Raw genomic sequence first — 24969 nt, forward strand, 5'->3', positions numbered from 1 at the left:
ACTGTCCAAATTTTATTCAAGAATTTTCCTTTTGTTCCTTTTGCGGATAATAATTTCAATCCTCCAGGCAAGATATCTTCTACAGCAACGTTTTCAGCTGCATCAGGACCTAAATTGATAACTGTGATAGTCCATGTAATTACATCTCCAGTTTTAGGTGTCGGATTGGACACTGTTTTAATTACTTTGACATCAGCTTCAGGATTAACGTTAGCTGTGTCATTGTCTTTATTGTTGTCAGGATTGTCATCCGGAGTTGTAGAAGTTACTACTGCAACGTTTGTAATGGCAGCATTGGTAATGTTTACTTTAGTGGTAATGACTAATGAAACGCTTTTAGAGGATAATAAGGTTCCAATTTGCCAAATACCTAAAGTTGAATCATATACCAAACCGGCAGGATTTGATTTGTGTTTTAAATAAATTAATCCTGCCGGTAAAAGGTCATTAACGACCACATTTCTTGCAGTATCCGGACCGTTATTGGTAACGACAATGGTCCAGTCTATCAAGTCACCGAATTTAGGATTCTTGTTGGATACGGTTTTTGTAACCTGCAAGTCTGCAAGAGCAGGCACCATGATAGATTCATTATCATAATTGTTTTCCAAATCAACATCATAGGTTGAAGTGGTAATGTTTACTTCGTTAGTAATCAATTCTGTATCGACAACTCTAGTGGAGATTTTTAAAGAGTGTCTCACACCAACTTCCAAATTGCCAACATCCCATTTGTTTAATTCTTTATGATACATTCCAATATCAGGAATTTCGTTAGAAACAAATTCCAATCCTTCAGGAAGCACATCAGTTACAACCACATGTTCTGCAACTTCAGGACCTGCATTGAAAATGGTAATTGTCCATTCAACGATGTCGTATTTGTTTGGAGTGGAGTTGCTTACCCTTTTGATAACTTCAACATCACATTCCGGAGGAACGTATGTACCGTTTTCAGCACGGTTGTTGGAAGGATTCGGATCTTCTGTATCTGAAGTAACAGTAACTACATTGATAATGTCCTTATTGATTTTGAGAACCTTGGTGTAAATTTCAATGTATTGAGTTTCGCCTACTGCCATATTACCGATATCCCATCTTCCGGTAATGCCTTGGTGGGAAATTTGACCTTTGGACACATATGGTTGTCTTGTTTGAACCAAATCATCAATAGGCAAGTAATCGATTAATACAACATTTTCAGCCATACTAGGACCGTAATTGGTTACACGGACAGTCCATGTAATTTCATCGCCGTAGTGGGAAATCTGATCAGATACCAATTTAACTACACCAACATCGGCTTTGGTTATTACTTCAGTGAAGTCTTCATCATAGTTGTTTGAAGGGTCGCCGTCATTTGGCGCATATACTGTAGCATTATTGGAAATATAACCTTCATATGCAGTAACTTCAGTATTAATGGTTAATGTTACGGTTCTGCCTTCTGACAAATCACCGATTGTCCATCTTCCACTGCCAGGATTATAGGTTCCAACAGCAGCTACTGAACTAATGTATTTTAATCCTGCAGGCAGATTGTCAATTACATAAACGCCTGTTGCGTCGTGAGGACCGTTATTGGTTACCTTGATAGTCCATGAAACGACAGCTCCGTGAGAAGTTATTCTCTTTGATACTGTTTTTACAACACTCATGTCGGGATAGAATTCAACGCTTTCATTGTCTTCATTGTTTGACAAATCAGGGTCTGGAGTTGTTGAAGTTACATTAGCATAATTGGTAATGCTTCTTGCTGAAATTGTCACTCTGGTAGGAATGATTAATTTTATAGGTTTTTCAACTTCCAAAGTACCGATAGTCCAGGTACCGGTATCCCTATCAAATCTGGTTGGATAATCTGGAATTGCAACACCGTAAATTTCCAATCCTTCAGGCAATAAATCCTTAACGACCACATCAGATGCGACACTTGGACCGTGGTTAATTACAACAATGGTCCAGTTGATGATATCGCCTTTACTTACTTTAGGAACGGATACTGATTTGATAATTTGTAAATCAGCATTGTGAGTTACTTCAACGGTTTCTTTTACAGGAGGTAAATCCCATACGTTCATAGTGTTCTCCCAAACACCATCCTCTAAAGCCTGACATTTTACTGTAATTCTTGCGTTAGTTCCTGCACGAATATTGGTGATATACCAGATTTGCTGATCGCCATAATTTACGTATCTTACAAGGTCTGCACCTTCCAATTCATATTTTCCGAGATATTTTATTCCCTGAGGAAGAGTATCCCTAATTTGGATTTCTTCAGTATAGTCTGTATTTCCTTTATTGAATACGGTCAAATAGTATTCGAGGTTTTCACCGGCAGAAACATCGGTTGCATTAGCCTCTTTTGTGTAGTACAAATCTACATGGATAGTCTTATTGTCAACATTGTTGGACAAATCCCAATCCCTTTCATCACAGGTTACATTAACGATATTGTTAAAGGTGCCTATTTGAGTAGTCTTGACTATTAATTTTAATGTTTCTGATGCACCATGTGGCATGAGGCCTATGTTCCATACATTATTTACAGGGTCATAAGTACCTTTAGTAGCTGAATCTGAAACATATTTTAAAGATTTCGGAAGAATGTCCTCTACTTTAACATTATTGGCATTACTTCCTATATTATTAACCTTAATGGTAAATGTGGCATCTTCCCCTCTGATATAGACATCCTTATCACTGGTTTTAGTAACACTTACATCAACCTGCGGAAGGATTTCAAAGAATGTAGTGTTGGTAATTTCAGTATAGTTTGCACTGTCGTGATGAGTTGCAACAACTTTATAAACGCCCGGAAGATATCCAGTCAGATTATGTGAAATAGCACCCATCAAGTTTGTTGTTTTGACTATTCTTAAAGTTTCCTCACCGGTTTTATAATTTGATACAACAAGTTCAATGGATTGTAAATCTTCACGGTCATCCTGGTATATTAATTTTCCACCTTCACTTTTTTCGACACCAGGAACCGGATGAATCTGACTACCGGAATTTTTTGGACCAGTTGAGTGAAGGTATGTTACATTATGGAAGGAAATATCAGTTACCAAACCGGCATTGTGGATTGCATTAATAATATTGTCTCCACCGACATGAGTTGCCTCTACTTCAACAGACTCTGATTCATTATAATAGGAAAGTTTTGGTTGAGCTGTAGTAAATAATAAATAACTCCAAGCCTGATTATTAAAAAACTCATCATCATTTAAATGTAACCTTTTTCCTTTATTATAAATTGCAGAACCGTTACGGGCAGTATTTCCTTCGAAATCACATAAAGAAATCTCATTATCATCCCCTCTAATGTAAATTGCACCACCTAATCCTTGATCTTTATTATGAATATTAGGAATAGCATTATTTTTTTGGAAAAGGGAATTGTGAATAAGCGCATGGTTTCCTTCACTGTGTATAGCACCACCGTGGATGGTAGCGTTATTGTTAGCAAAAATGTTATCGTCTAATACTGAATAATTTCCAAGCACATATACACCTGCACCACCCATAGATGCGGTGTTATTTTCAAATTTTGAAGAAGTAACATTGGCATGGTCTCCTTCAATATATACTGTTCCTTTTTGACAGTCGTGATGATAAAATTCGGAATTGTAAACTTTTGCATTTAATCCTTTTACATAAATAGCAGCACCATTTCCATTATGTGCATAATTATCATCAAAATGACAGCCGATAGCGGAATTATTATTACCTGTAATGTGGACAGCACCACCTTCTTCGGTACCTGTATTGTTGTGGAAATAACAGTTTTTCATAGTATTGTAGTGACCTTGAGTATTGTCACCATCTAAAGCATACTTATCAATACCTCCAACCATGAAAGCAGCACCTTGTTTAGCAGTATTATTGATAAATCTACAATTTTCAACATTCAAATAATTTTGACTGGAACCAATTGCCCCACCTCTATGAGAGGCTACACAATTTGTAAAGGTACAGTTAATAACATTACTATGACGGGTTTCGCTAAGACCTGTTCCGTGCAAATAAATTGCTCCACCTATACCCGAAGTACAATTATCAAAAACACAGTTTGTAATATTAGCAGTGTTACCTACCTCTCCAGCTACACAAATTGCACCTGAATGTCTATTTGAAGAACAATTTACAAAATAACAGTTATTATACCTAGAGTTATAAGTAACAATCATTACTGCATGTTCATAATCTTTCTTATCCGGATCTTCAGGTCTTAAACACTTACAGTTAGTAAAATTAACTTTTTCTAAAGTAGAACTCCTAACCGCAAATGTACAGGAAGTATCTGATGTACAATTATCAAAAACAACATTGTTTAATTTAGCGTTAATTATTCCAGTTCCTCCACCAGTATAAAAATTCTTTACTGTTAAATTTTCTAATTTACAATTAGTAAAAGAGTACGTGGACTTATAGGAATTACCATTTAAAACCCCATTTGCAATAGTAATATTTTTATTAGGTTCTAATTTGCCACCGTATCCGTAGATAATTCCACCCTGTAAATCAATTACCTCACCAATAGGAGTATCACGAATAGCATCACGTAAATCTGCAAATGTATTCCCTTTAGGAGGCACTCCTAAAACATCCACATTATTAGATGCTTTTAATAAAGGAGTTCCCATTTTGACTTTTCTTAAAGATTCTTTATTGGAATCAGTACTTTTTAGATTGTCTGAGCCTAATGTGATTTCATTGGTTTGAGCCTTTTCATTACTGCCAGACGTCTCTAAATCTATTGTTTCAACTTCCTGAACTGTTGAATCAGGAACTGAAACAACTTGTTCATGTGGAACTTGAGTTAAGTCGCTTGAAGATGCAGTACCATTTTCAACTGCTGAAACAGATCCAACAGCAAAAATCATTGCAAATATAAAAGCAACGACTAAAAGTTTCGCATTAAATTTCATGTTTTTACCTCATTAGTTTAAAAGAGTTAATCGAATATTTTCCAATTAAACCTATATCTGAAGAAAAACTTGCATACGAATAAATATTAATAAATAAAATAAGAATTGAATTATGAAAGAGGTACATTTCTGTACTAAAAAATATTATCTTTTTAATCATATATAAAGATTTCTAAAATTTACACAAAAATAGGAAAAAATTAAGTTTTATTAAAAAATATTTTTTGACACGATACTATTGTGGGTAAATATTTTCTAATAGATTATATTGAATTAAAATAACTAATTCAATTAGCCATATAAAAACCGTTTCAGATTTAAAATGACTAATCTGACAAGATATACCATCAACAAACCTACATCCAACCACAATGAATCATTATTCAATGATTTAAAACGATTGAATTGGTTATAGCTATTTAATTACATATAACTTTTGACCAGATAAACCCCTGATTCAGGTTAAATTTTTATTTACAAAACATTCTATTAAAACTAATAGATTGTATTCACATTTACATGATAATATCTAATTGCATGAAAAAATTATCAAAAATATATTATTGAAAATTTCCATCACAAAAAAGATCAGCGGCAATCACAAAAAATCACCACAAAAATATTCAACATCTAAAAATTTACAACAGAAAAAAGCATTAAAACAAGTATTAAAGTTTAAACAAAAAGAGATATTTTCAAAAATGATTAATCCTTCATCGCCAACAACAGAGTTATCGATACTGAAAACAAAATCATTTGCAGTTTTATCTGTGCTGACAATTACATCGCCATCAACGTCAGATGAAAAATTATCTACAAAGACAAATTGAATATCCTGATTGATTAAAAGATTATTTTTTAATTCTAAAACCTTAAATAAACTACGTTTAAAACCGCCTGTAGTTTCAAAACTTGTAGTTTCAGTAAATAAATCATTTTTTAAAATGAAATTTACATTACTATAATCATGTTTAGAAATAAAAATAGAATCTTGATTAATGACCTGATTGATTTCTATTGTCAATTCCTTAGTTTCCAACTCACTCATGTCTTCATAATTTATATTATTGAAATCTACAACATCATTAATATTTTCACAATATAAATTTGGAATATCCTCTTTTTCTTCGACAATATCATGAGCTTCAACAACAGAACAATCCTGCTCTGAAATAGAGATATCACTATTAAATTCTTCAATTTCTTCGCCAGATTCCATATGAGCAAAATTTTTCTCATATTTTTCCTCAACAGCAGGAACTTCAGAACTAACGGATACATCTTCCTGAGCATATTCAACTTCTTCAATTGAATAAGACTCTTCGACAACGACTTCTTCATCAATTTGATCAGCGTACTCGATGAAGAAAGATTCACTTGAATCTTCTGCAGCAACTACTGGAATCAATACTAAAACTAACATTATAATAATAGATAATTTTAATATTCTAGATTTGAAGTTCATTATCGACACCTTTCATATTCATTCATTTTTCAATTATAATATTACTATTGTATAACAATATTTTTCCAATAGTTATTATTGACAATAATTTTCACAACTACCTCAAATAATAACTTATCTTATATAATTTAGTCATCATATATATACTTTACAAATAATTACTAAATTTTATAAGAACTATACAGTTTAATATCTATTTGATATATTTTATCACTAAATTCAATATTTTTGCAAAAAATAGATTATTTCTAACAATCCAGTAATTTCAATGGACATGTTTCATGTAAAAAAAATATTTCAATAAAAAATCTGGAATATGTATAAAATAGCTAAACACCAAAATGTCGACAAGAAAATCTACTGTAAAACCAATTCCTATATAATATAAAAGATAATAGTAATATTATGAGCACTTTAGAAAAGATGAAAATTTTAACAGATTCCGCTCAATATGACCTTTGCGACTATGTCAGTCACAATAAGAGCTCACAGGTTAACCTTCCAGGAATTTATGAAGCAATTGGTCATAATGGATGCAAAATTCCTCTTTTCAAAACTCTTTTAACAAACAAATGCAAAAACGATTGCAAATATTGCATAAACCAATCCAAAAGAAACTTTACCCGACTTGAACTATCACCAGAAGAACTTGCAAAAGCCTTTTTGGGTTATTATAACAGAGGAATGGTTAATGGACTGTTCCTAAGTTCAGGTATTTCAGGCGATGTAGATTCTACTATGGAAAAACAAATAGAAACTGTCAGCATTTTGAGAAAAAAATATGGCTATGATGACTATATCCATCTGAAAGTCGTGCCCGGAGCAAGCAAAGATTCCATTAAAAGGGCAATGGCATTGGCAAATAGGGTAAGTATCAATATCGAAGCCGCAACACCGTCAGGTCTTGCCGAATTGTCATCAACCAAAGATTATAATAAAGACATTCTCAAAAGATTGTCATGGATTAACAGTCTACAAAACAAAAGCACAACATATCCAAATTCTACTCACACTACTCAGTTGATAGTTGGGGCAAATGACGAAAGTGACAGGGAAATACTTGAGAGAATGGAAAAAATATACAAAAAATCAGACTTGAAAAGAACATATTTTTCTGCATTCACTCCTATTGAAGAAACGGAATTTTCAAAAAAAGAAGCCTGTTCAACCGATAGAACCGCAAAACTATATAATGCAGATAGTCTGCTTAATGATTACCATTATAAAGTTAAAGAACTTGTATTTGATGAAAATGACAAGCTTTCACTTACTCAAGATCCGAAGATTTTGGCTGCAGAAAAAATGGATATATTCCCTGTAGAAATCAACAAAGCACCACTGGTAGATTTAATAAGAGTGCCGGGAATTGGTGTGAAATCAGCACGTGAAATAATATCTATTCGAAAAAAAATGCCGTTTACATCAGAACATCAACTCAAAAAATTAGGTGTTGTAATAGAAAGGGCTAAACCTTATATTAAAATTGACGGTGAATATCAAACTGTTTTTGATTTTTAAACTATCCTTTTGTTTATTTTAATGAACTGATTATAGGTATCCAAAATAATTGAAAAAGAAACTAATTATAATATATGGTAAATTTTTTAAATAGTAGATTTATCGAAAATATACAGTATAGAATTTCAAGTGAAAAAATTTATATTATAAAATATATTGAACAGCAAAAAATAGATAGGATATAAAAATAGAAAAATTAGAAATCTTCAAACAAAGCCCAAATTTCAGGGTATTTTTTAGAAACTGCCTCTTCAATTAATATTGATGCTTCTTTTGAAATACTGAATTCAGGTTCTGTTTTTCTTAAATATCTAAAAACAGCTGAAGACCTTGAAGACCAAAGTGTTATTCTTGGATTTTTATCAACAATTTCTTTAACTTCAGCTATATGTTCTTTCTGTATTTGGACTTCTTGTGGTGTTTGTAAGCTTTCTTCAGTAGATATATCGCTAGATATGTCTTCGGATGCTTCATCAACTTCCTTATCTTCATTTTGAGAAACCTCCTCTTCAACTATTTCTTCTTCATTATCTTTTTCATCTTCTTCTAAAGAGTCTTCTTTTTGAGATTCGATTTCCTTTTCAATCTGATCAAAAATGTTTTCTTTTTCATTATCCTCTTCATTTTTAGATACATCCACTTCTTCACCTGAATCTCCTTCATCATTTAACATATCTTCAAGTGACTGAGTTGAATTACTGTCAAAATCTTCATTATAGAAATCAGGAATTAATGAGTCTAAACCTTTTCCAAGCCCTTTTCTAGCCATTTATAACTCCTCTCCATCTCTTTTAAGAATTTCTTTAGCTAATTTTAAATAAGCTTTAGTACCTGTACTTTCAGGATCGTAAATTAAACAAGGTTTGCCAAAACTAGGCGCTTCGGCCAATCTGATGTTTCTTGGAATTATTGTCTTAAACAACAAATCTGTGTCGCCGAAGTAATTTTTGAGTTCTTTATGTACATCTTTACTAAGTCTGGTTCTTTTATCAAATAGAGTTAGGAGAATTCCTTTAATAGGTGTAGGACTTCTAAGCCTTTTTTCAACTAATTTTATTGTATTAATTAAATCAGCAACTCCTTCTAAAGCATAATACTCAGCTTGGATAGGAATTAAAACACTATCGGAAGCTACTAATGCATTGACAGTAATTACACCTAATGAAGGAGGTAAGTCAATAAAGATATAATCAAATAACGGAACTACATCTTTTAGGGTTTCTTTCAGTACAATATGGTAATTTTCACGTTTTGAAAGTTCCATTCCTGCACCACTTAGGGATATATTACTTGGGATAATAAACAAATTTTTTATAAACGTAGGAATTGTCGCTTTTTTAATACTAATATCCCCCATGATAGCATCATAAATTGTATTTTCTACTTTAGTCTTATCAATCCCAAAGCTAGTTGTAGCATTAGCCTGAGGATCCATATCAACAACTAAAACAGATTTACCCATCACCGCTAGAGATGTTGCAGTATTAACAACTGTAGTTGTCTTTCCGCAACCCCCTTTTTGATTCATCACTGCAATTACTTCACTCATTAAAGAATTCTCCTTTATCTGATAAGTTTTAAGTTATCAGTTATGATTTATAACTTAAAAATTCAAAGTTTTAAAGAATAACGTTGAAGTTATTCAGTATTAGTTAAAAGAAAAAAGTTATCTCTTCTAAAGTAAAACTTAAAGGAAATAAATTATTAGTTTTAACTTCTAAGGGATAGGAATTAAGTTTTAAGTTAAAACTTCTAAATTATAAAAAATAAGTTTTAAGAAATAACTTATCATAACTAACTTTTAACAAATAAGTTATATTTTATAACTTCTAATAAGTTTTCAGTTATTAGTTAACACTTGGAAGTTATTAGAGATAAGTAATAAGTTATAAGTTATAACTTATAACTTATAACAAAAAAAATTTAAAAAAAAATAAAGAAGGATTATTTAGCATTGAGCATATTTCCTTCAAAATAGCTAGCATATCCTTTTAAGTCTAACATTCCATGACCTGAGAAGTTCATAACAATAGTTTTCTCTTCTCCAGTTTGTTTACATTTAAGAGCTTCATCAATAGTAACTTTAATTGCATGAGTAGTCTCAGGAGCCGGTACTATACCCTGGTTACGAGCAAAAGTAATACCTGCATTGAAACAATCCTTTTGGTGAGCAGATCTAGGTTCAATGTAACCTTCCTTAGTTAAAAGAGAAACAATTGGAGACATTCCATGGTATCTTAATCCTCCAGCGTGAACAGAAGGAGCGACAAAGTTATGGCCTAAAGTAAACATTTTAAGCATTGGAGTAAATCCGTTGGAATCTCCGAAATCATAATCATAAGTTCCTTCAGTAAGTGTAGGACAAGCACTAGGTTCCACTGCAATAAATTGGGTATCTGAATTTCCATCAATCTTGTCTTTAATGAATGGGAATAAAGAACCAGCCAAATTACTTCCGCCTCCTGCACATGCTATCATGATGTCAGGCTCTTCTTCGGCAATTTCCAATTGTGTTTTCAATTCCTGACCAATGACAGTCTGGTGAAGCATTACATGGTTTAAAACACTTCCTAAAGAATATTTAACCTCTTCATTTTCCAGAGCTTCTTCCATAGCTTCTGAAATAGCGACACCCAGTGAACCAGGATGGTCTGGATTGTCGGCTAAAACCTGACGTCCTACTTTGGTATTTTCACTTGGAGAAGCAAAAATATCACTGTCATAAATATGCATGATATTTTTTCTGTCTGGCTTTTGGTTGAATGAAACCTTAACCATATAGACAGTACAGTCAATATCAAGCAAATTGCAAGCAAGGGACAAAGCAGTACCCCATTGGCCTGCACCGGTTTCAGTAGTTAATCTTTCAACACCTTCTTTTTTAGCAAAATAAGCTTGTGGAATAGCTGAATTTAGCTTATGTGAACCGGTGGGGGATGAATCTTCCCTTTTAAAGTAAATCTTTGCCGGAGTATTTAAGTATTCTTCAAGTTTATTAGCCCTTACCAATGGAGAAGGCCTTCCCATCTCCATGTACAATTCCCTAACAGTTTTTGGTATAGTAATATAACGATCAGTAGCAAATTCCTGTTCCAAACCAGCCTTGGTGAAAGCCAATTGCAAAGCGGCAATCTGGTCCTTGCCTTCACTATTTTTTGGTGCCGGAAGAGGAACTGGTAAATCAGCAAGCATATTATACCATTGTTTAGGCACTTCATCTGATGATAATTCTATTTTATATGTCATGAATATTATTATATTGTAATGTACTATTTAAAACTTTGTTGTACAAAAATGTACACTTTAATTATTAATATAATAAAAAACAATTAAAAAACATGAGAATTTTAGCTATCGATGTTGGAACCGGAACACAGGACATTATGATTTATGATACACAAAAAGAGCTGGAAAATTCAATAAAGCTAGTTTTACCATCACCGCACCTTTATATTTCCCAGCAAATAAGAGAAATTGAAAACGACATATATTTCAAAGGAGAAATAATGGGCGGAGGTAAAATCAAAAAAAGCATCATAGAACATATGGAAAAAGGTTATAAGGTTGTTATGGAACCAACATGTGCTAAAACAATTCGTGATGATTTAAATCAAGTAAAATCCATTGGAATTGAAATAGCGGATAAAGAAAAAGATTACAAAGACTATACAAAAATAACCATGGGAGACATAAACATAACAAAACTTGCTGAATTCTTGCTGGGTTACGATTTGGAATTCGACTTTGACAAAATAGCAATTGCAGTTCAAGACCACGGATACAATGAAAACATGGGAGACAGAGACTTCAGATTTGAAAAAATCAGAGAAAAAATATCTCAACCAATATCTCCTCTGGAATTTGGATTTACAAACGATCTTCCCCAATATTATACAAGAATGCAGGCCGTAAGAAGAATAATTGAAAATGAAGGAATTGAAGAAGTTCCTCTTCTAATGGATACTAAATTCGCTTCAATAGCCGGAATGTGCTATGATGAAGTAGCTAAAAAATTAAACAGCTTTATTGTAATAGATATAGGAAATGGACATACTACAGCAGCTTCAATAGAAGAGGGCAAAATTCAGGGAATATTTGAACATCATACTTCAAGCCTGACTGGAGAATCTCTGGAAAGATACATTAAAAGATTGGCTTCAGGCGAGATAACAAACAAGGAAGTCTATGATGACCATGGGCATGGGGCGCATGTCTTAAATCCAATATCAGAAATTGAAAGGGTAATTGTCAGCGGCCCTAAAAGAGAATTGATTGAAAAAACAAATCTTGATTGGCATCATGCAGCTCCCGGAGGGGATGTGATGATGACAGGAACAATCGGATTAATAAAAACTATATTGGGATAGATAAAATGCTTAAGATGGATTCCCACATTCACAGTGAATATTCACCGGACTCAAATTCTAAAATCGATGATATTTTAAATGTTGCGAAAAAGAAAAACATTGACATAATAGCAATCAGCGATCACAATACCGTAGATGGAACAAGCGAAGTTGTGCAAAAAACCAGAAACACAGATATATTAGCAATTCCATCTATAGAAATTTCTTCAACAGATGGCCATATTCTTGGATTTGGGTGTGAGGAAAATATACCTAAAGACTTAAGTCCTCAAGAAACAATAGACAAAATTCATGATTTGGGTGGCCTTGCAATAATACCACATCCTTACTGTTTTTACAGACATGGACTGTTGCATAAAACTGACTATAATGACTTGAAAATAGATGCAATTGAAACAAAAAATGCAAGATTTATTGTAGGATATTGCAACGGAAAAGCAAAAAAATTATCAATTAAAGAAAACATCCCGTCACTAGGTGCAAGCGATGCCCACTACTATAAATTCGTCGGTGACTGTTATAGTCTAATAGATTGTGAAAAAGATATTGACAGTGTATTGAAAGCAATCAAAAAAAATAAGACGGAAGCTCATGGAAAAGGCACTTCTAATATACTACTTTCAAAATATCTGTTTGAAAAAAATGTTTTAAAGAAATTTGATTAAAAAGAGGAATTATTCGCTCTTTTCAATTAAAATTTCTATAATAGAAACATTTGTTTTTTCATTGTTGTAATTTTCGATTTCTTCTGTAGAAATACGAATATCTGCAATAACGGAATCTGGTACAAAACGATTCCTAACAATTTCAGCAGCATCAACAGCTCGGCTAATAGCTTTACCTCTAGCTCTAAGTAAAACACTGTCAGAACCTTCATTGAATTGTGTTACTACTGCTAAAACATAATTCATTACAGGTTTACTACCTACAAAAATTGTATTATTTTCCATCTTAACTCACCAGTTTAAATTTAAGTTGATTAATGTATATAAAATTTTACATTAAAAGAGATAAAAAGAGATAAACAAAAAATAAGCATTTAGGGAAAAAAAGAGATAAAAAATAAAAAAAAGAAAATAAAATAAACAAAAATAACAGAAAAATAATTTTCGATATATAAAATAAAAAAATTAAAAAAATTTTAACTGTCAACCCTTTGGATTAATAATAATTTATTGATGGAATCCAAAACAGCCAAAATACTTGCCATCACAATGTCCTGATTGGTTGATCTACCAGTTGACCTGTTCCCTTTAGAGTCCGAACTGATAACAAACACCTCAGCCAAAGCATCTGTACCCCCTGTAATAGCTTCAAGATTATATTCCTCTAGTTCAACATCAATAGAATCCTGAATTAAATTTCTAATAGCATTCAAGGCCGCATCTATAGGTCCTACACCAGTGTTTGCAGTTTCTTTTTCAACACCGTCAATTTCCAATTTTACAGTGGCAGTAGGAGAAACATTAGCTCCTGAAGATATACTCAATCCCTTAATAACGATAGGAGTTTCACGAGCTGAACCCAACTCAATGGTAGCAATAGCAACCAAATCATCATCAGTAACGCATTTTCCACTGTCCCCCAACGATTTAATTTCATCAAAAACCTTACAAAATTGATCATCATTTAAATCAATATGATACTCTTTTAATTTTGATTTTAAAGCATTGGCGCCAGTATGCTTTCCTAAAACAATACGTCTTGAATGACCGACAAGTTCAGGTGACATTGGCTCATAGGTATTGGAGTTATTTAAAATTCCATGAACGTGAATACCGGATTCATGAGCAAAAGCATTTTCACCAACAATCGGCTTGTTGACAGGCATTTTAACCCCTGTAAAACGGCCTACCAAATGAGATAAACTGTATAGTCTTGTAGTATCCAAACCTAAATCAATTCCGTAAGCAACTTTAAGGGTGATGACCAGCTCCTCAAGTGAACAGTTCCCCGTCCTTTCACCCAATCCGTTAACGGTAACATGAACCTGATTGGCTCCACATTCAAGTGCAGTTAAAGAGTTTGCAGTAGCAAGACCAAAATCATTGTGGAAATGCACGCTTATTGGAGTGGAAAAATTACTTTTAATATCGGAAATTAACTCATGGGCAACAATTGGAGTTAAAACACCGACAGTATCGGGAACATCCAAAAAGTCAGCTCCTGCATTTACAACTTCACCGAATACATCGAATAAAAAATCCCTTTCAGTTCGGGTAGCATCCTCTGCTGAAAATTCAACAGTTAAACCATGGTCTTTGGCATATTCCACAGCATCTACTGCAGTTTCAATGATTTTTTCCTTAGGCATTTTAAGCTTATAATCACGATGCAATGGGGAAGTACCTATAAAAGAATGAACATAACCCAAATCTGAATCAATTACTGCATCAATATCACTTTTAAGAGAACGTGCCAAACCAACAAGAGTAGAATCCAAACCTAAAGAAGCTATTTTTTTAGATGATTCAATTTCACCTTTAGATGAAGCCGGAAAACCAACTTCAATCTTATCGACCCCCAAATTATTAAGTTTTCGGGCAATTTGAATTTTCTCATCAACTGTAAGCGCAACACCTGGTGTCTGTTCACCATCCCTTAAAGTCGTGTCTAATATATAAATTTTATCGGCCAAATTCATATTTTCATTTTTTAGGGTTTCTATATTTTTCATTTAATTACTTCCCTTATTGTTAAACATAGTATTGAACTGGACATTAATAAGATTAATTGAAAAAGAAAAAAATAAGAAATAAATGAATTATTTCTTAACTTTTTTAACAACAACAATTGCCACAAGAATTATGATTATCAAAACGGCAATTGAGTAATACAACTGCATTGAGCCTGGAACTTCATATTTTTCAATGTTTAAAGAATATAAATATCCTCCATCATCACCAAAGAATAAACTGTTTCCATTAATAACCGGTGAAGAGGTGATTTTTGAATTGAACAATAAAGTACCTGGATTGTATTTAAACTCTTCAAGACCAGTATACTTATTCAAGACATAAAAATTACCGTTGTTGCTTCCAAATGAAACCAATTTGTCTTTCAGGGCAGGTGTAGACTGAACCTTATCGCCGGTCGGATGACTCCATTTGACTGTACCGTCACGAACGTCCAAACATGTCAGGTTACCTTCATCGGAACCTACGAATACACTGTTGTCATGCTCGTCTACGGTTGGTGAGGAGAGTATTTTATTGTTCAAATCAACTTTCCATTTTAAAGCTCCATCTGATTCATTGAGACAATATAAGCTGCCGTCAGTGGATCCGACAATAACAGTTTCATTTACATAGGTAGGTGATGATAAAATTTCATCTCCTGTTGTGAAATCCCAATTTAAATCCTTATCAGTTCCAACAGAGTAGATTTTACCGTTGGTTGAACCGATATAAATGGAATCATTGACAACGATTGGAGAGGATTTGAGTTCACCGTCCAGCTTTTTGTTGAAGTTAACATGCCCATTTGATTTGTTCAATCCGTACAAATGACCGTCATTGCTTCCGAAGTAAACCTCATCATCTATGAAAAATGGAGTGGATTCAACATTGCTGCAGTCATATTTCCATGATACCTCATGATTGTTAATGTTGACTGATTTAAGTCCATCGTCACATCCTATAAACAGCCTATTTGAATTTATTATAGGAGATGAATTGGTTTTAGATTCCAAATCAAGCTTCCACTGCTCTTCGCCTGTTTCCATATCAATAGCTTTCAAAATTCCTTCACTGGAAACTACATAGATATTGTCCTTATAAATTGCAGGTGATGAATGAATAGGAGACTCCATGTTAAAAGTCCAAAGATTGGTTACAAAGCCAGAACCCCCTTGCCTATAGGCAGTATGATTAACATCTCCCGCAAATGAATTCCAATTTTCAGCGGCAATTGGAGACAAACATAATATACCAATAATCAATACGATTAATAATTTTTTATACACTTTAAAACCTCCTATACATCCCTATTAAATCGTTTTACACCAATTATAAAGAATAAAATTGTAAATCCTAAAAGTACGACCAAATCCGCCCAGACATCGCCTAAGGATTGTCCCTTAAGCATTATACCTCTCATAGCATCATTGAGATATGTCAATGGGAAAATGTAGGCTATTTTTTGCAATATCCAAGGCATTGTTTCAATTGGATAAAAGACTCCGGAAACAAACATCATCGGCATTGAAAACGGAAGTGATATTTGGGCATAATCCTCTTGGGTTGAAGTCCTTGCGGAAAGCATTATACCAAATCCGACAAAACACAATGCTCCAATAACCAGGACCACAAATGTCTGCAAAAAGCCACCCTTAATACTTACACTGAACAATAATACCGCAAGGAAAATCAGAATTAAAGCTCTGACTAATTCAATTAAAAGTTTAGCAGCAATCTTACCACCAATAACAGTTGAAACAGAAGTTGGAGTCATGAACAATCTGGCAAGTTCACCAGTTTCCCTTTCACCAGCAATGGTAGCGCCCATACCCATCATACAACTCATCATAACAGTCATTCCTAAAATTGCAGGAACTAAAAAGTCAATATACTTAATATTTCCATAAATCTTGTTGATATGAAGACTGATATCGTCCTTGAAATTGTCTAAAGAGTGAGCGATTGACGGTGTAACACTTGCATTTTCAGTTGAAACGCTGGTTTGGGAAGCGACCATGTTTGACAATCTGTAAAATATTCCCTGTGTTGAAGATTCAATAATTTGAGAAGCCATCTGGTCTGAAGAATCAAGATAGAGCGTTACTCCTTTTTGCGACGAGTCATCATCGTCATAGTCTGACGGCAGAATAATCGCTGCCTTTACATCACCCGATTCAACACGGCTTTTTCCTTCATCCAAATCGTCAATAACCTCTACAACATGGTAAGTTTCGGTATTCTTTATAGTATCAAGAGTCAAATCAGTTAAATTTCCATCACTTTGAGAAACAACCACAATAGGTAAATCTGTCATTTCTCCACCCATTCCATAACCAAAAAGTAAAATCATGATTATTGGAAATGCCAAAATAGAAACTAATCTTGCAGGGTGTCTTTTAAGGGAAATCAATTCCTTTTTAATCATCCACCAAAACTTTTTAGGCTCTATCATCTTCATTCACCTCTGATGTTGCTTTTATAAATACATCTTCAAGAGAGGGTTCTTCGGTTGAAATAGATTTTATAATTCCTCCTGCGGAATTAATATCATTGATGACATTCTGAACAGCCATATCATCAAAAATATCGATTCTCAAGTTTATACGGCCATTATGATCTATTTCAATACTTTCAACATCGCTTGATTTTTTAATAGCATCAATAATTTCATCATTCTGATTTTTAAGAAGAAAAGACATCTTAATCAGACTAAGATTTTCAATATCTTCCTTGGTAGAAGTAGACACTTCATTCTCTTCTGAAATTTTATCCAAGGCTTCCTTCATTTCAATCTTGTTGCTTTCCAAAAGAGAATCCTTAAGACCCTGTGGAGTATCATAAGCTACCAAATTACCAGTATTGATGATGCCCACATTGTCACATAGCATATCAACTTCATGCATGTCATGAGAACATAGGATTATTGTATGTCCGCTGTCATTCAGTTCGCGAATCAAATCCCATAATGTACGCTTGGTAGTAGGATCAAGACCAATAGTAGGTTCGTCCAAAAACAGTATTTCCGGTCTGTGAACCAAACTGGCAACAAGTGATGCCTTCTGTTTTTGACCGCCTGAAAGTTGGCCTACTCTTTTATCCTTTGCATATTTGATATCGACAAGTTCCATCAGATCCTCAATACGGGAATCCCGTTCATCTTGAGGAACTCCATAATAATCGGCACACAGCTGTGAATTTTCCATAACAGTCAAATCCTTATACAAGCTAACCTGCTGCGGTACCATGCCCAAAAGGTTTCTAACCTCATCAGGATTCTTCTGAACATCATATCCACCAACAATAGCCTGACCGAAAGTAGGTTGAATCAAACATGTCAACATTTTAATTGTTGTTGTTTTGCCTGCACCGTTTGGGCCCAGCATGCCAAAAATTGAATGATTAGGTATATCCAAGTTTAAGGAATTAACCGCTGTAAAATTATTGTATTTTTTCGTTAGATTTTTTGTTTCAATTGCATTTTTCATGATTAAGCTCCTTTCCAGTCATATCTTCAAAAAAAGCTTGCCAAGAAGGATTTTCTAAAATTTCATTCATGTGAATTTGAATGCCATTTAAAAAGTCCTTTCCGTCATCGGTTATTGAATAAAACTTAACACTTTTATTATTTTCATTTACTTTCCAATCACCGACAATCAAACCATTTTCCTCCATTTTAGATAAAATAGGATATACTTTGCTTGAATTAACGTTAATCTCACATTTTGAATTTTCAAAACTAAAAAATTCATTTAGTCTTTTCATGATTCCATAACCATGAATCGACTCTTTAGAAATAATCCATAAGATTAAATTATGAATGATTCCATTAGAGAAGTTTTTAAAAACTTTTTTATGAGATTCACTAAATCTTTTCTCAGTCATAATTCACCATATGTCAAAATTTGATATATATTAATATTTATTATATTATCATTACAAATATATAAATATGAAACTTGGATTTACAACACTGGCACTATTTATGGAACCCAATAACGACATCATCAATCTGGCAAAAAAACATGGATTTGAAATGATAGAAATCCTTGGGGAAGGTCCTTTCTACGAAAAGGACAACGGTGAATTTAAGGACTGCGGTCTGGATATTAGAATCCATGCGGCAACAGTTGACATTAACATCGCCAGCTTGAACAAGGGAATAAGAGACGAAAGCGTTAAACAGATGATTCACTGTGGCCAGTATGCAGAAAGCATTAACGCGAAAACCATTACTGTACATCCTGGAATCATTGGCAGAAATGAACCGCACCTTAGAAAATGGGCTTTGGAAATTGCAGTTGAAAGCATCGGTGAGATAATAGACAATACCAATGTTGAAGTTTCAGTCGAAAACATGCCTGTTCGAGGAAAATTTTTGGCAAATACGGTTGAAGAAATTGAGATGATTCAGGCCGAAACCGGGTGCAGCCTGACAATAGATACAGGTCATGGAAATACTTGCGGAAACCTTGAAGAAATGTTATCATTAAAAAATATTAGCTATTGTCATTTAAATGATAATGATGGTGTAAAAGATCAGCATATCACGCTAGGTGAAGGAACACTGGATTTAAATTTACTGAAAAAGATTGATACAGCCATTATCGAGCTAAACAACTTCGATAATATTTTAAAAAGTAAAAAAGTTATTGAAAACTTATAACTTATAATTTTTTTTAATTGTTATTAGTTATAACTTATAAGTGATAATTAGTTTTAAGTTATAAGTTATAAGTAAAATTATCGAAAAAAATAATTAAAATTCAATTTGAGTAACCTCAAAAATATCCTTTATTACATAATCTGTCTTGTCCATCATTTTAGGAGATACTTCTTCCTGTTGCTCAATAGTTAATACACTTACATCAGCTTTATTAAATGCAAGCAAGTCATTAAGACCATCACCTACCATCATGACTTTATAGCCACCTTCCTTTAAAATGGAAACTACTTCACCTTTACCTCTGGTAGAAACGGTTCCATAAGCATTATCTTCGGGAACATCAAGCATATTAGCCAACCTGTTGATGGCTCCCTTCCTGTCTCCGGATGCAATGTATATTTCTATTCCCCTAGACTTCAAAGTTTCAATAGTTTCAAAGACTCTTGGGAAAAACTTGCCGGCTGAAGTAATGGTATATGCAACCTGACCTAAGTCAATGTCAACAATAAGGGCAGAGCCGTTGCACAGTTCCATATGAGGGATCTTTTCGCCCAAAATTTCAAAACCGTCTGTGATGTCGGAAATTGTGGTATCCGATTCCTTGTCTAAAATCTCCTTAATTTCTGCCTTAGAAACCTGTTTTGTTGAAAAGCTAACATCGAAATCAATATCGTATTCCTTGATAACATCAGAAATTAAGGTGTTTGGATTCAAATTCAAAAGTTTATTGGTATTGAACTGAAGAACAACCAAAGCCAACGAATCGGCTGAATCTATTAAATCCAAGGAGTTGATATTTGTAAAAATATCTCCACTGAAAACATCCTTAATGACCCTATACCTTTCAATCAAAGTTCCGGAATTATCAAATACAACAGCCCTTTTCATGATTAATAATAGTTAAAAAAAATATTTAAAAGTATTCAAAAAAAACAACTATATAAACCTTGAAAAATAAACTAATATTATTATAAATTACGATTATTAGGTGTTTTAATGAGCGTTATTGAAAAATTAAACTCCATTAAAAATGGAGAAATAACAGCTAAAGAAAATGTTGAAGGCTTCATTAAAGTTATCGATGAAAATAACGAAAGTATTAATGCATTTATTGAATTAAACTATGAAAATGCATTAAAACAAGCAGAAGCTATTGACGAAAAAATAGCTAACGGTGAAGATGTTGGCGCTTTAGCTGGATTAGTATTTGGTATTAAAGCAAACATTAATGTTGAAGATTTAATCATTTCCGCAGCTTCCAAAACCCTTGAAGAATACATCGGAAGCTACAACGCAACTGTCGTTGAAGAAATCCTTGCTGAAGACGGAATAATCATCGGTATTTTGAATATGGATGAATTTGCAGCAGGAAGCTCAACAGAAACTTCCTATTACGGACCTACCCAGAATCCTAAAGCTATGGGAAGAATTCCTGGAGGTTCATCAGGAGGATGTGCGGCAGCAGTTGCAGCTGAAATGTGTGATATCTCAATCGGTTCAGATACTGGAGGATCCATCAGAAATCCTGCTTCTCACTGTGGTGTTGTCGGATTCAAACCAACCTACGGTGCAGTTTCAAGACAAGGTTTGCTTGACTTGTCAATGAGTTTAGACCAAATTGGACCATTGGCAAACGACGTAAGTGGAATAGCTTTAGCATTGAACACTATTGCAAAATACGATGAAACCGAATGTACAACCTTGGATTGGGACAAACCTGACTTTACCGAAGTATTGGAAGAAACTTCCCTTGAAGGCATGAAAATTGCAGTATGTAAAGAATTCATCGACGTTACAGATGAAGAAATCAACAAAACCGTCAACAAGGCCATTAACAAATTGGTTGATGCCGGAGCGGAACTTGTTGAAGTAAGCTTTGACTACATTGACCTTTGTTTACCGACATACTACCTAATCAACTATGTGGAATTCTTCTCAGCAACAAGAAAATATGACGGAAGGGATTACGGTTATAGAATAGAAGAGGTATGTGGAGACGAAGTATTGAGAAGAATTAAAATCGGTTCACATATTGCGGAAGCTGAGTTCAGTGGTAAATACTACAAACAGGCACTAAAAGCAAGATCAGTAATCAGGGGAGAAATCACCAAAATGCTTGAAAATGTTGACTTGATTGTAGGACCGACCGTGCCTAAACTTCCTCACGAAATCGGAGCTGAATTAGAGCCTATGGAAATGTATGCTTACGACATCCTAACAGTAATAGCTAACCTCGCCGGAATTCCTGCAGCAAGCATTCCTGCCGGTGAAGTGGATGGCATCCCTGTCGGATTACAAATTCAGGCTAAACCATTAGACGATGAAAAAATCATTAAAGCTATGAGTGTATTTGAAAACACTCAATAATTCCTTTTTTTTTATTGACTTTTTTTACACTTGAAATCCACCTCTAAAATTTTATAAATTATCAGGTATAACTAATAAGTAAGAGGTTATTCTTATGACAAAAATCGGACTTGCTTATGTTAGTGGAGCTGTTCCAGGATTTGAAGATTTTGGAAACCTTCCAACAGACATTGTTAAAGAAAATGGTCTAGTCAATGGTAATAAAGCTTCAAAAGAATTAGATGCATTAATAATTCCAGGCGGAACATTAATAGAGTCAAATGACATTAATATGGATTTAAATAGTGAAATTAAAAAAATGGCTCGTGACGGAAAACCGATAATCGGAATTTGTGCAGGTTTTCAACTGCTTTCAAACCAAATAGACATCGGCAGAAAATCTCCAGTGCCTATTGTAAAGGAAGGCCTTGGAATAATAGACGTTAACTTCTCACCACTGATAACAAGCGACAGAGTAAAGGCAAAAGTATTCAACAACTCTTTTTTGGTCAGAAACCAGACAGAAGATGTTGACGGATTCCACACCCACACTTACGGTAAAGTGGAAGGGGATGCAAAGCCCCTATTCTATTCACAAGTTCAAAGAATGAATTATGGAGATACCAACGAAAAAGGGGACTATAACATATTTTCCGGAGCATGCAATGATGATGGAAACGTTATCGGAACAATGATTCATGGCATTCTGGATGAAAATCCGATTCTTGTAGAAAACCTAAAGGAAGAAATAGGCATACAAAACCTCGAAGACATCTACAGCAGAAATAAGGAAGTGAAAAAATTTCTCCAAAGCGAAGTCGGTATCGGTATCGGCATTGAAGTACCTTCCATCAAAGCAAACAGGAAGCCAAAATACCTGATGATTGGAAGCAACGGATCCGACTCTGGAAAAACTTTCATATTGACCGGTTTGGCGGGTGCCATAAGAAAAAGAGGATATAAAGTGGCTCTTCTTAAAGTCGGCCCTGATGTTCGTGACATCATCCCAGGATTATACCTCACAAAGGGAAAAATGGAGGATTTCGCTTCAGTAAAGATTGGACATCTCGGATGGCAGGACATTGAGACAACAATAAATCAGCTGAACAATTCCGATTATGATATTGTCCTTATTGAAGGCGTAATGAGCGTGTTTACAGGACTTCTAAACGAAAAAGTTCCATTTTCTGCAGCTGAAATTGCAATGTCTTCAAAAATACCAATGATATTGGCTACAGGCGTTAATAAAGGAGGAATAGAATCTGCAGCAGTCGACATTGTAGCCCATGCAAATATGCTGAACAATCTCGGCGTGGATGTTAAGGCCGTACTGCTGAACAAGGTATATAATGAAAGCATATTCGACACCGTTGTTCCATACATAAAAGATAACACCAATGTTGAAAATGTTTTAAAACTTCCAAAATTAAAATCAGCAGATATGAGAGGATTTATTCCAGAAGTAGAAATAAGATACGAACTGTTTACAGAGCATGCCCTTGATTTGATTGAGGAAAACCTGAATGTCGATGAAATTATTAACATGGCATGCGAAGTTGAATTTGAAAAAATCTATTCATTCGATGAAATAAAAAGCAAGGTGATATAATGGCTCTTAACTTAAGTCCAGAAACAGGCGTTAAACTTACAAAAAAAGATAGGGCTCATGTTTTAAAAAAGATTAAACAAGGCTGGAAAGCAACTTGTCTGATTCCCGATTATGTATTCGATGAAAACGGAAATATACAAATAGCTTCAGATAAAAATCGCAGAATTGTCAGAATCGTCAAGATTCTTGATGACGGAATTCATATAGAAAAAGCATTGAAAAGCAAAACACTAAGAATTCAATGGAATAAAGTGCTTGCAATAAATAAATCAACAGAAATGAAAAACGGTTTAGAAATTAAAATGAGAGACGGAAAATACGTCTCCTTCAGCATTTATAATTCCTACAAATATCAGCAAATAATGGAATTTATTGCAAATTACATAGCTGATAAAGCAAATTAGCTATTCTTCTAAATATTTATTGATAATGTCTTCGCCTCTAAGCAAGACCAAATTATTTTCTTCTGCGTATTTACGAGCGTCAGCAATTGAAGTAGCCTGTCCTGTTTCACCATCCATCATCTCACAAACAACACAAACAGGAGTAACACCTGCAAGCTCACATAATGCAAGACCAATTTCAGTGTGTCCTTGCCTATTTTTAACCAATCCATCGGCTCCCCTCAAGAGACATACATGACCAGGAGATCTAAAAGTAGCTCCAAATTCATCAAATCTTTCATCTTTCATCATTAAAGCCATTTCACTAATTGTCATTGCTCTGTCATGGTCTGTGATACCAGTGAAAGATTTTCTGTGGTTTGTCCAAATTGAAAATGAGGATCTTTCGTCGTATGGAATATCATTAGGTGCAAGCTCAGCAAGTTCCGGATAGGTTTCAGTTGCCGCTTTCATAATATCAACCATGAAAGGCAAGTGAATAGCATCACAAAAATCATTGTGTAAACAGTTGCAGATTAATCCGCCTGCATCATTTCTCATTGTTGCAATTGATTTAGGGGTTACAAACTCAGAAGCGATAATCATATCAACTTCGCCTTCCCTATCATCATCGTCAAAAACAAGTACGAATTCACCATTTCTAATAGCTTCTAAAGCTTTATCTAAATTTGTTTCTTGATTCATAGTAACACTCCTTATTTACTAGAACCAGGGCTAAAAATAACTAAATAACTATTTCTTCTCTTCCATCCGGACTATCACCGTCGGTTTTGGAATCACACCAAATCAACACTTCCTCGTGCTCGTGGACTTATTTATCAAAAATCACCACCGGTGGAGAATTTCACTCCGCCCTGAGAACGTATTAACATAATATATTAATCATATATAAAATACTTTTTGGTGTATTTTTTTAAGAAAAATTGCATTCGAGAGTATTGGCAGAAATTATTTGATTTAGAACATTGTTCATTTTTCTCCTTTT

At 34.0% G+C, this 24969-nt stretch carries 20 protein-coding genes and 1 riboswitch; of the genes, 7 read left to right on the forward strand and 13 right to left on the reverse strand.

The window, feature by feature from the left end; translation table 11 throughout:
• Both QZV68_RS00005 and QZV68_RS00010 read right to left on the reverse strand, forming a co-directional pair.
• On the reverse strand, window positions 1-4934 hold a 4934-nt coding region (locus QZV68_RS00005; protein WP_296877351.1), incomplete at its 3' end, for a hypothetical protein.
• Window positions 4935-5532: 598 nt separating this feature from the next.
• A complete protein-coding gene (locus tag QZV68_RS00010; protein WP_296877353.1) occupies window positions 5533-6399 on the reverse strand; it encodes a hypothetical protein in 867 nt (288 codons plus the stop codon).
• A gap of 405 nt (window positions 6400-6804) precedes the next feature.
• Here QZV68_RS00010 and QZV68_RS00015 point away from each other — a divergent pair, with 405 nt between their 5' ends.
• On the forward strand, window positions 6805-7917 hold the full coding sequence (locus tag QZV68_RS00015) for a radical SAM protein (protein ID WP_296877355.1): 1113 nt from the start codon (window positions 6805-6807) through the stop codon (window positions 7915-7917).
• 196 nt (window positions 7918-8113) lie between these two features.
• Here the strand turns inward: QZV68_RS00015 and QZV68_RS00020 are convergent, their stop codons facing one another.
• From QZV68_RS00020 to QZV68_RS00030, 3 genes are all read right to left on the reverse strand, one after another.
• On the reverse strand, window positions 8114-8686 hold the full coding sequence (locus QZV68_RS00020; RefSeq protein WP_296877357.1) for an AAA family ATPase: 573 nt from the start codon (window positions 8684-8686) through the stop codon (window positions 8114-8116).
• Window positions 8687-9466, reverse strand: a complete 780-nt coding sequence (locus tag QZV68_RS00025; RefSeq protein ID WP_296877359.1) for a ParA family protein — start codon at window positions 9464-9466, stop codon at window positions 8687-8689.
• A 395-nt stretch (window positions 9467-9861) separates the two neighbouring features.
• The gene (locus QZV68_RS00030) at window positions 9862-11163 is read right to left on the reverse strand and encodes a TrpB-like pyridoxal phosphate-dependent enzyme (protein WP_296877361.1); all 1302 of its coding nucleotides are present in this window, start codon (window positions 11161-11163) and stop codon (window positions 9862-9864) included.
• A gap of 92 nt (window positions 11164-11255) precedes the next feature.
• Here QZV68_RS00030 and QZV68_RS00035 point away from each other — a divergent pair, with 92 nt between their 5' ends.
• The gene (locus QZV68_RS00035) at window positions 11256-12284 is read left to right on the forward strand and encodes a DUF1786 domain-containing protein (protein WP_296877362.1); all 1029 of its coding nucleotides are present in this window, start codon (window positions 11256-11258) and stop codon (window positions 12282-12284) included.
• 5 nt (window positions 12285-12289) lie between these two features.
• A complete protein-coding gene (locus tag QZV68_RS00040; RefSeq protein ID WP_296877364.1) occupies window positions 12290-12949 on the forward strand; it encodes a PHP domain-containing protein in 660 nt (219 codons plus the stop codon).
• 9 nt (window positions 12950-12958) lie between these two features.
• Here the strand turns inward: QZV68_RS00040 and albA are convergent, their stop codons facing one another.
• The 6 genes from albA to QZV68_RS00070 all read right to left on the reverse strand — a co-directional run bounded on the left by albA (window position 12959) and on the right by QZV68_RS00070 (window position 18844).
• The gene (albA, locus tag QZV68_RS00045; RefSeq protein WP_296877366.1) at window positions 12959-13234 is read right to left on the reverse strand and encodes a DNA-binding protein Alba; all 276 of its coding nucleotides are present in this window, start codon (window positions 13232-13234) and stop codon (window positions 12959-12961) included.
• Window positions 13235-13425: 191 nt separating this feature from the next.
• On the reverse strand, window positions 13426-14961 hold the full coding sequence (locus QZV68_RS00050) for a 2-isopropylmalate synthase (RefSeq protein WP_296877368.1): 1536 nt from the start codon (window positions 14959-14961) through the stop codon (window positions 13426-13428).
• A gap of 87 nt (window positions 14962-15048) precedes the next feature.
• Window positions 15049-16248 (reverse strand): PQQ-binding-like beta-propeller repeat protein, encoded by a 1200-nt coding sequence (locus tag QZV68_RS00055; RefSeq protein ID WP_296877370.1) that lies wholly within the window; start codon window positions 16246-16248, stop codon window positions 15049-15051.
• An 11-nt stretch (window positions 16249-16259) separates the two neighbouring features.
• The gene (locus QZV68_RS00060) at window positions 16260-17414 is read right to left on the reverse strand and encodes an ABC transporter permease (RefSeq protein ID WP_296877372.1); all 1155 of its coding nucleotides are present in this window, start codon (window positions 17412-17414) and stop codon (window positions 16260-16262) included.
• A complete protein-coding gene (locus tag QZV68_RS00065) occupies window positions 17401-18447 on the reverse strand; it encodes an ATP-binding cassette domain-containing protein (protein WP_296877374.1) in 1047 nt (348 codons plus the stop codon). The genes QZV68_RS00060 and QZV68_RS00065 overlap by 14 nt, the downstream gene beginning before the upstream one ends.
• Window positions 18431-18844, reverse strand: coding sequence for a PadR family transcriptional regulator (locus QZV68_RS00070; RefSeq protein WP_296877376.1), 414 nt, complete (start codon window positions 18842-18844; stop codon window positions 18431-18433). The genes QZV68_RS00065 and QZV68_RS00070 overlap by 17 nt, the downstream gene beginning before the upstream one ends.
• Before the next feature lie 67 nt (window positions 18845-18911).
• Between QZV68_RS00070 and QZV68_RS00075 the strand changes: the two genes are divergently transcribed.
• Window positions 18912-19625 carry a sugar phosphate isomerase/epimerase family protein gene (locus QZV68_RS00075; protein ID WP_363136698.1) on the forward strand — a complete coding sequence of 238 codons (714 nt, stop codon included), beginning with the start codon at window positions 18912-18914 and terminating at the stop codon, window positions 19623-19625.
• A gap of 93 nt (window positions 19626-19718) precedes the next feature.
• Here QZV68_RS00075 and QZV68_RS00080 read toward each other — a convergent pair whose 3' ends face one another.
• Window positions 19719-20513 (reverse strand): HAD family hydrolase, encoded by a 795-nt coding sequence (locus QZV68_RS00080; protein ID WP_296877380.1) that lies wholly within the window; start codon window positions 20511-20513, stop codon window positions 19719-19721.
• 108 nt (window positions 20514-20621) lie between these two features.
• Between QZV68_RS00080 and gatA the strand changes: the two genes are divergently transcribed.
• The 3 genes from gatA to QZV68_RS00095 all read left to right on the forward strand — a co-directional run bounded on the left by gatA (window position 20622) and on the right by QZV68_RS00095 (window position 23984).
• Window positions 20622-21992 carry an Asp-tRNA(Asn)/Glu-tRNA(Gln) amidotransferase subunit GatA gene (gatA, locus tag QZV68_RS00085; protein WP_296877382.1) on the forward strand — a complete coding sequence of 457 codons (1371 nt, stop codon included), beginning with the start codon at window positions 20622-20624 and terminating at the stop codon, window positions 21990-21992.
• 94 nt (window positions 21993-22086) lie between these two features.
• Window positions 22087-23580 carry a DJ-1/PfpI family protein gene (locus tag QZV68_RS00090; protein WP_296877384.1) on the forward strand — a complete coding sequence of 498 codons (1494 nt, stop codon included), beginning with the start codon at window positions 22087-22089 and terminating at the stop codon, window positions 23578-23580.
• Window positions 23580-23984, forward strand: a complete 405-nt coding sequence (locus QZV68_RS00095) for a hypothetical protein (protein WP_296877386.1) — start codon at window positions 23580-23582, stop codon at window positions 23982-23984. Before QZV68_RS00090 ends, QZV68_RS00095 begins: the two co-directional genes overlap by 1 nt.
• Here QZV68_RS00095 and ribB read toward each other — a convergent pair whose 3' ends face one another.
• Window positions 23985-24668, reverse strand: a complete 684-nt coding sequence (ribB, locus tag QZV68_RS00100; protein WP_296877388.1) for a 3,4-dihydroxy-2-butanone-4-phosphate synthase — start codon at window positions 24666-24668, stop codon at window positions 23985-23987.
• 50 nt (window positions 24669-24718) lie between these two features.
• Window positions 24719-24850: riboswitch (FMN riboswitch) on the reverse strand.
• Window positions 24851-24969 lie beyond the last annotated feature (119 nt).

The sequence above is a fragment of the uncultured Methanobrevibacter sp. genome (assembly GCF_902801725.1).
In the GTDB taxonomy this organism is placed as follows: Archaea; Methanobacteriota; Methanobacteria; order Methanobacteriales; family Methanobacteriaceae; genus Methanocatella.

Excerpts from the sequence above, each read along its gene's own strand:
- QZV68_RS00010 (WP_296877353.1), bottom strand. The coding sequence starts at position 6,399 with ATGAACTTCAAATCTAGAATATTAAAATTATCTATTATTATAATGTTA.
- QZV68_RS00015 (WP_296877355.1), top strand. The coding sequence starts at position 6,805 with ATGAGCACTTTAGAAAAGATGAAAATTTTAACAGATTCCGCTCAATAT.
- QZV68_RS00020 (WP_296877357.1), bottom strand. The coding sequence starts at position 8,686 with ATGGCTAGAAAAGGGCTTGGAAAAGGTTTAGACTCATTAATTCCTGAT.
- QZV68_RS00025 (WP_296877359.1), bottom strand. The coding sequence starts at position 9,466 with ATGAGTGAAGTAATTGCAGTGATGAATCAAAAAGGGGGTTGCGGAAAG.
- QZV68_RS00030 (WP_296877361.1), bottom strand. The coding sequence starts at position 11,163 with ATGACATATAAAATAGAATTATCATCAGATGAAGTGCCTAAACAATGG.
- QZV68_RS00035 (WP_296877362.1), top strand. The coding sequence starts at position 11,256 with ATGAGAATTTTAGCTATCGATGTTGGAACCGGAACACAGGACATTATG.
- QZV68_RS00040 (WP_296877364.1), top strand. The coding sequence starts at position 12,290 with ATGCTTAAGATGGATTCCCACATTCACAGTGAATATTCACCGGACTCA.
- albA (WP_296877366.1), bottom strand. The coding sequence starts at position 13,234 with ATGGAAAATAATACAATTTTTGTAGGTAGTAAACCTGTAATGAATTAT.
- QZV68_RS00050 (WP_296877368.1), bottom strand. The coding sequence starts at position 14,961 with ATGAAAAATATAGAAACCCTAAAAAATGAAAATATGAATTTGGCCGAT.
- QZV68_RS00060 (WP_296877372.1), bottom strand. The coding sequence starts at position 17,414 with ATGATAGAGCCTAAAAAGTTTTGGTGGATGATTAAAAAGGAATTGATT.
- QZV68_RS00065 (WP_296877374.1), bottom strand. The coding sequence starts at position 18,447 with ATGAAAAATGCAATTGAAACAAAAAATCTAACGAAAAAATACAATAAT.
- QZV68_RS00070 (WP_296877376.1), bottom strand. The coding sequence starts at position 18,844 with ATGACTGAGAAAAGATTTAGTGAATCTCATAAAAAAGTTTTTAAAAAC.
- QZV68_RS00075 (WP_363136698.1), top strand. The coding sequence starts at position 18,912 with ATGAAACTTGGATTTACAACACTGGCACTATTTATGGAACCCAATAAC.
- QZV68_RS00080 (WP_296877380.1), bottom strand. The coding sequence starts at position 20,513 with ATGAAAAGGGCTGTTGTATTTGATAATTCCGGAACTTTGATTGAAAGG.
- gatA (WP_296877382.1), top strand. The coding sequence starts at position 20,622 with ATGAGCGTTATTGAAAAATTAAACTCCATTAAAAATGGAGAAATAACA.
- QZV68_RS00090 (WP_296877384.1), top strand. The coding sequence starts at position 22,087 with ATGACAAAAATCGGACTTGCTTATGTTAGTGGAGCTGTTCCAGGATTT.
- QZV68_RS00095 (WP_296877386.1), top strand. The coding sequence starts at position 23,580 with ATGGCTCTTAACTTAAGTCCAGAAACAGGCGTTAAACTTACAAAAAAA.
- ribB (WP_296877388.1), bottom strand. The coding sequence starts at position 24,668 with ATGAATCAAGAAACAAATTTAGATAAAGCTTTAGAAGCTATTAGAAAT.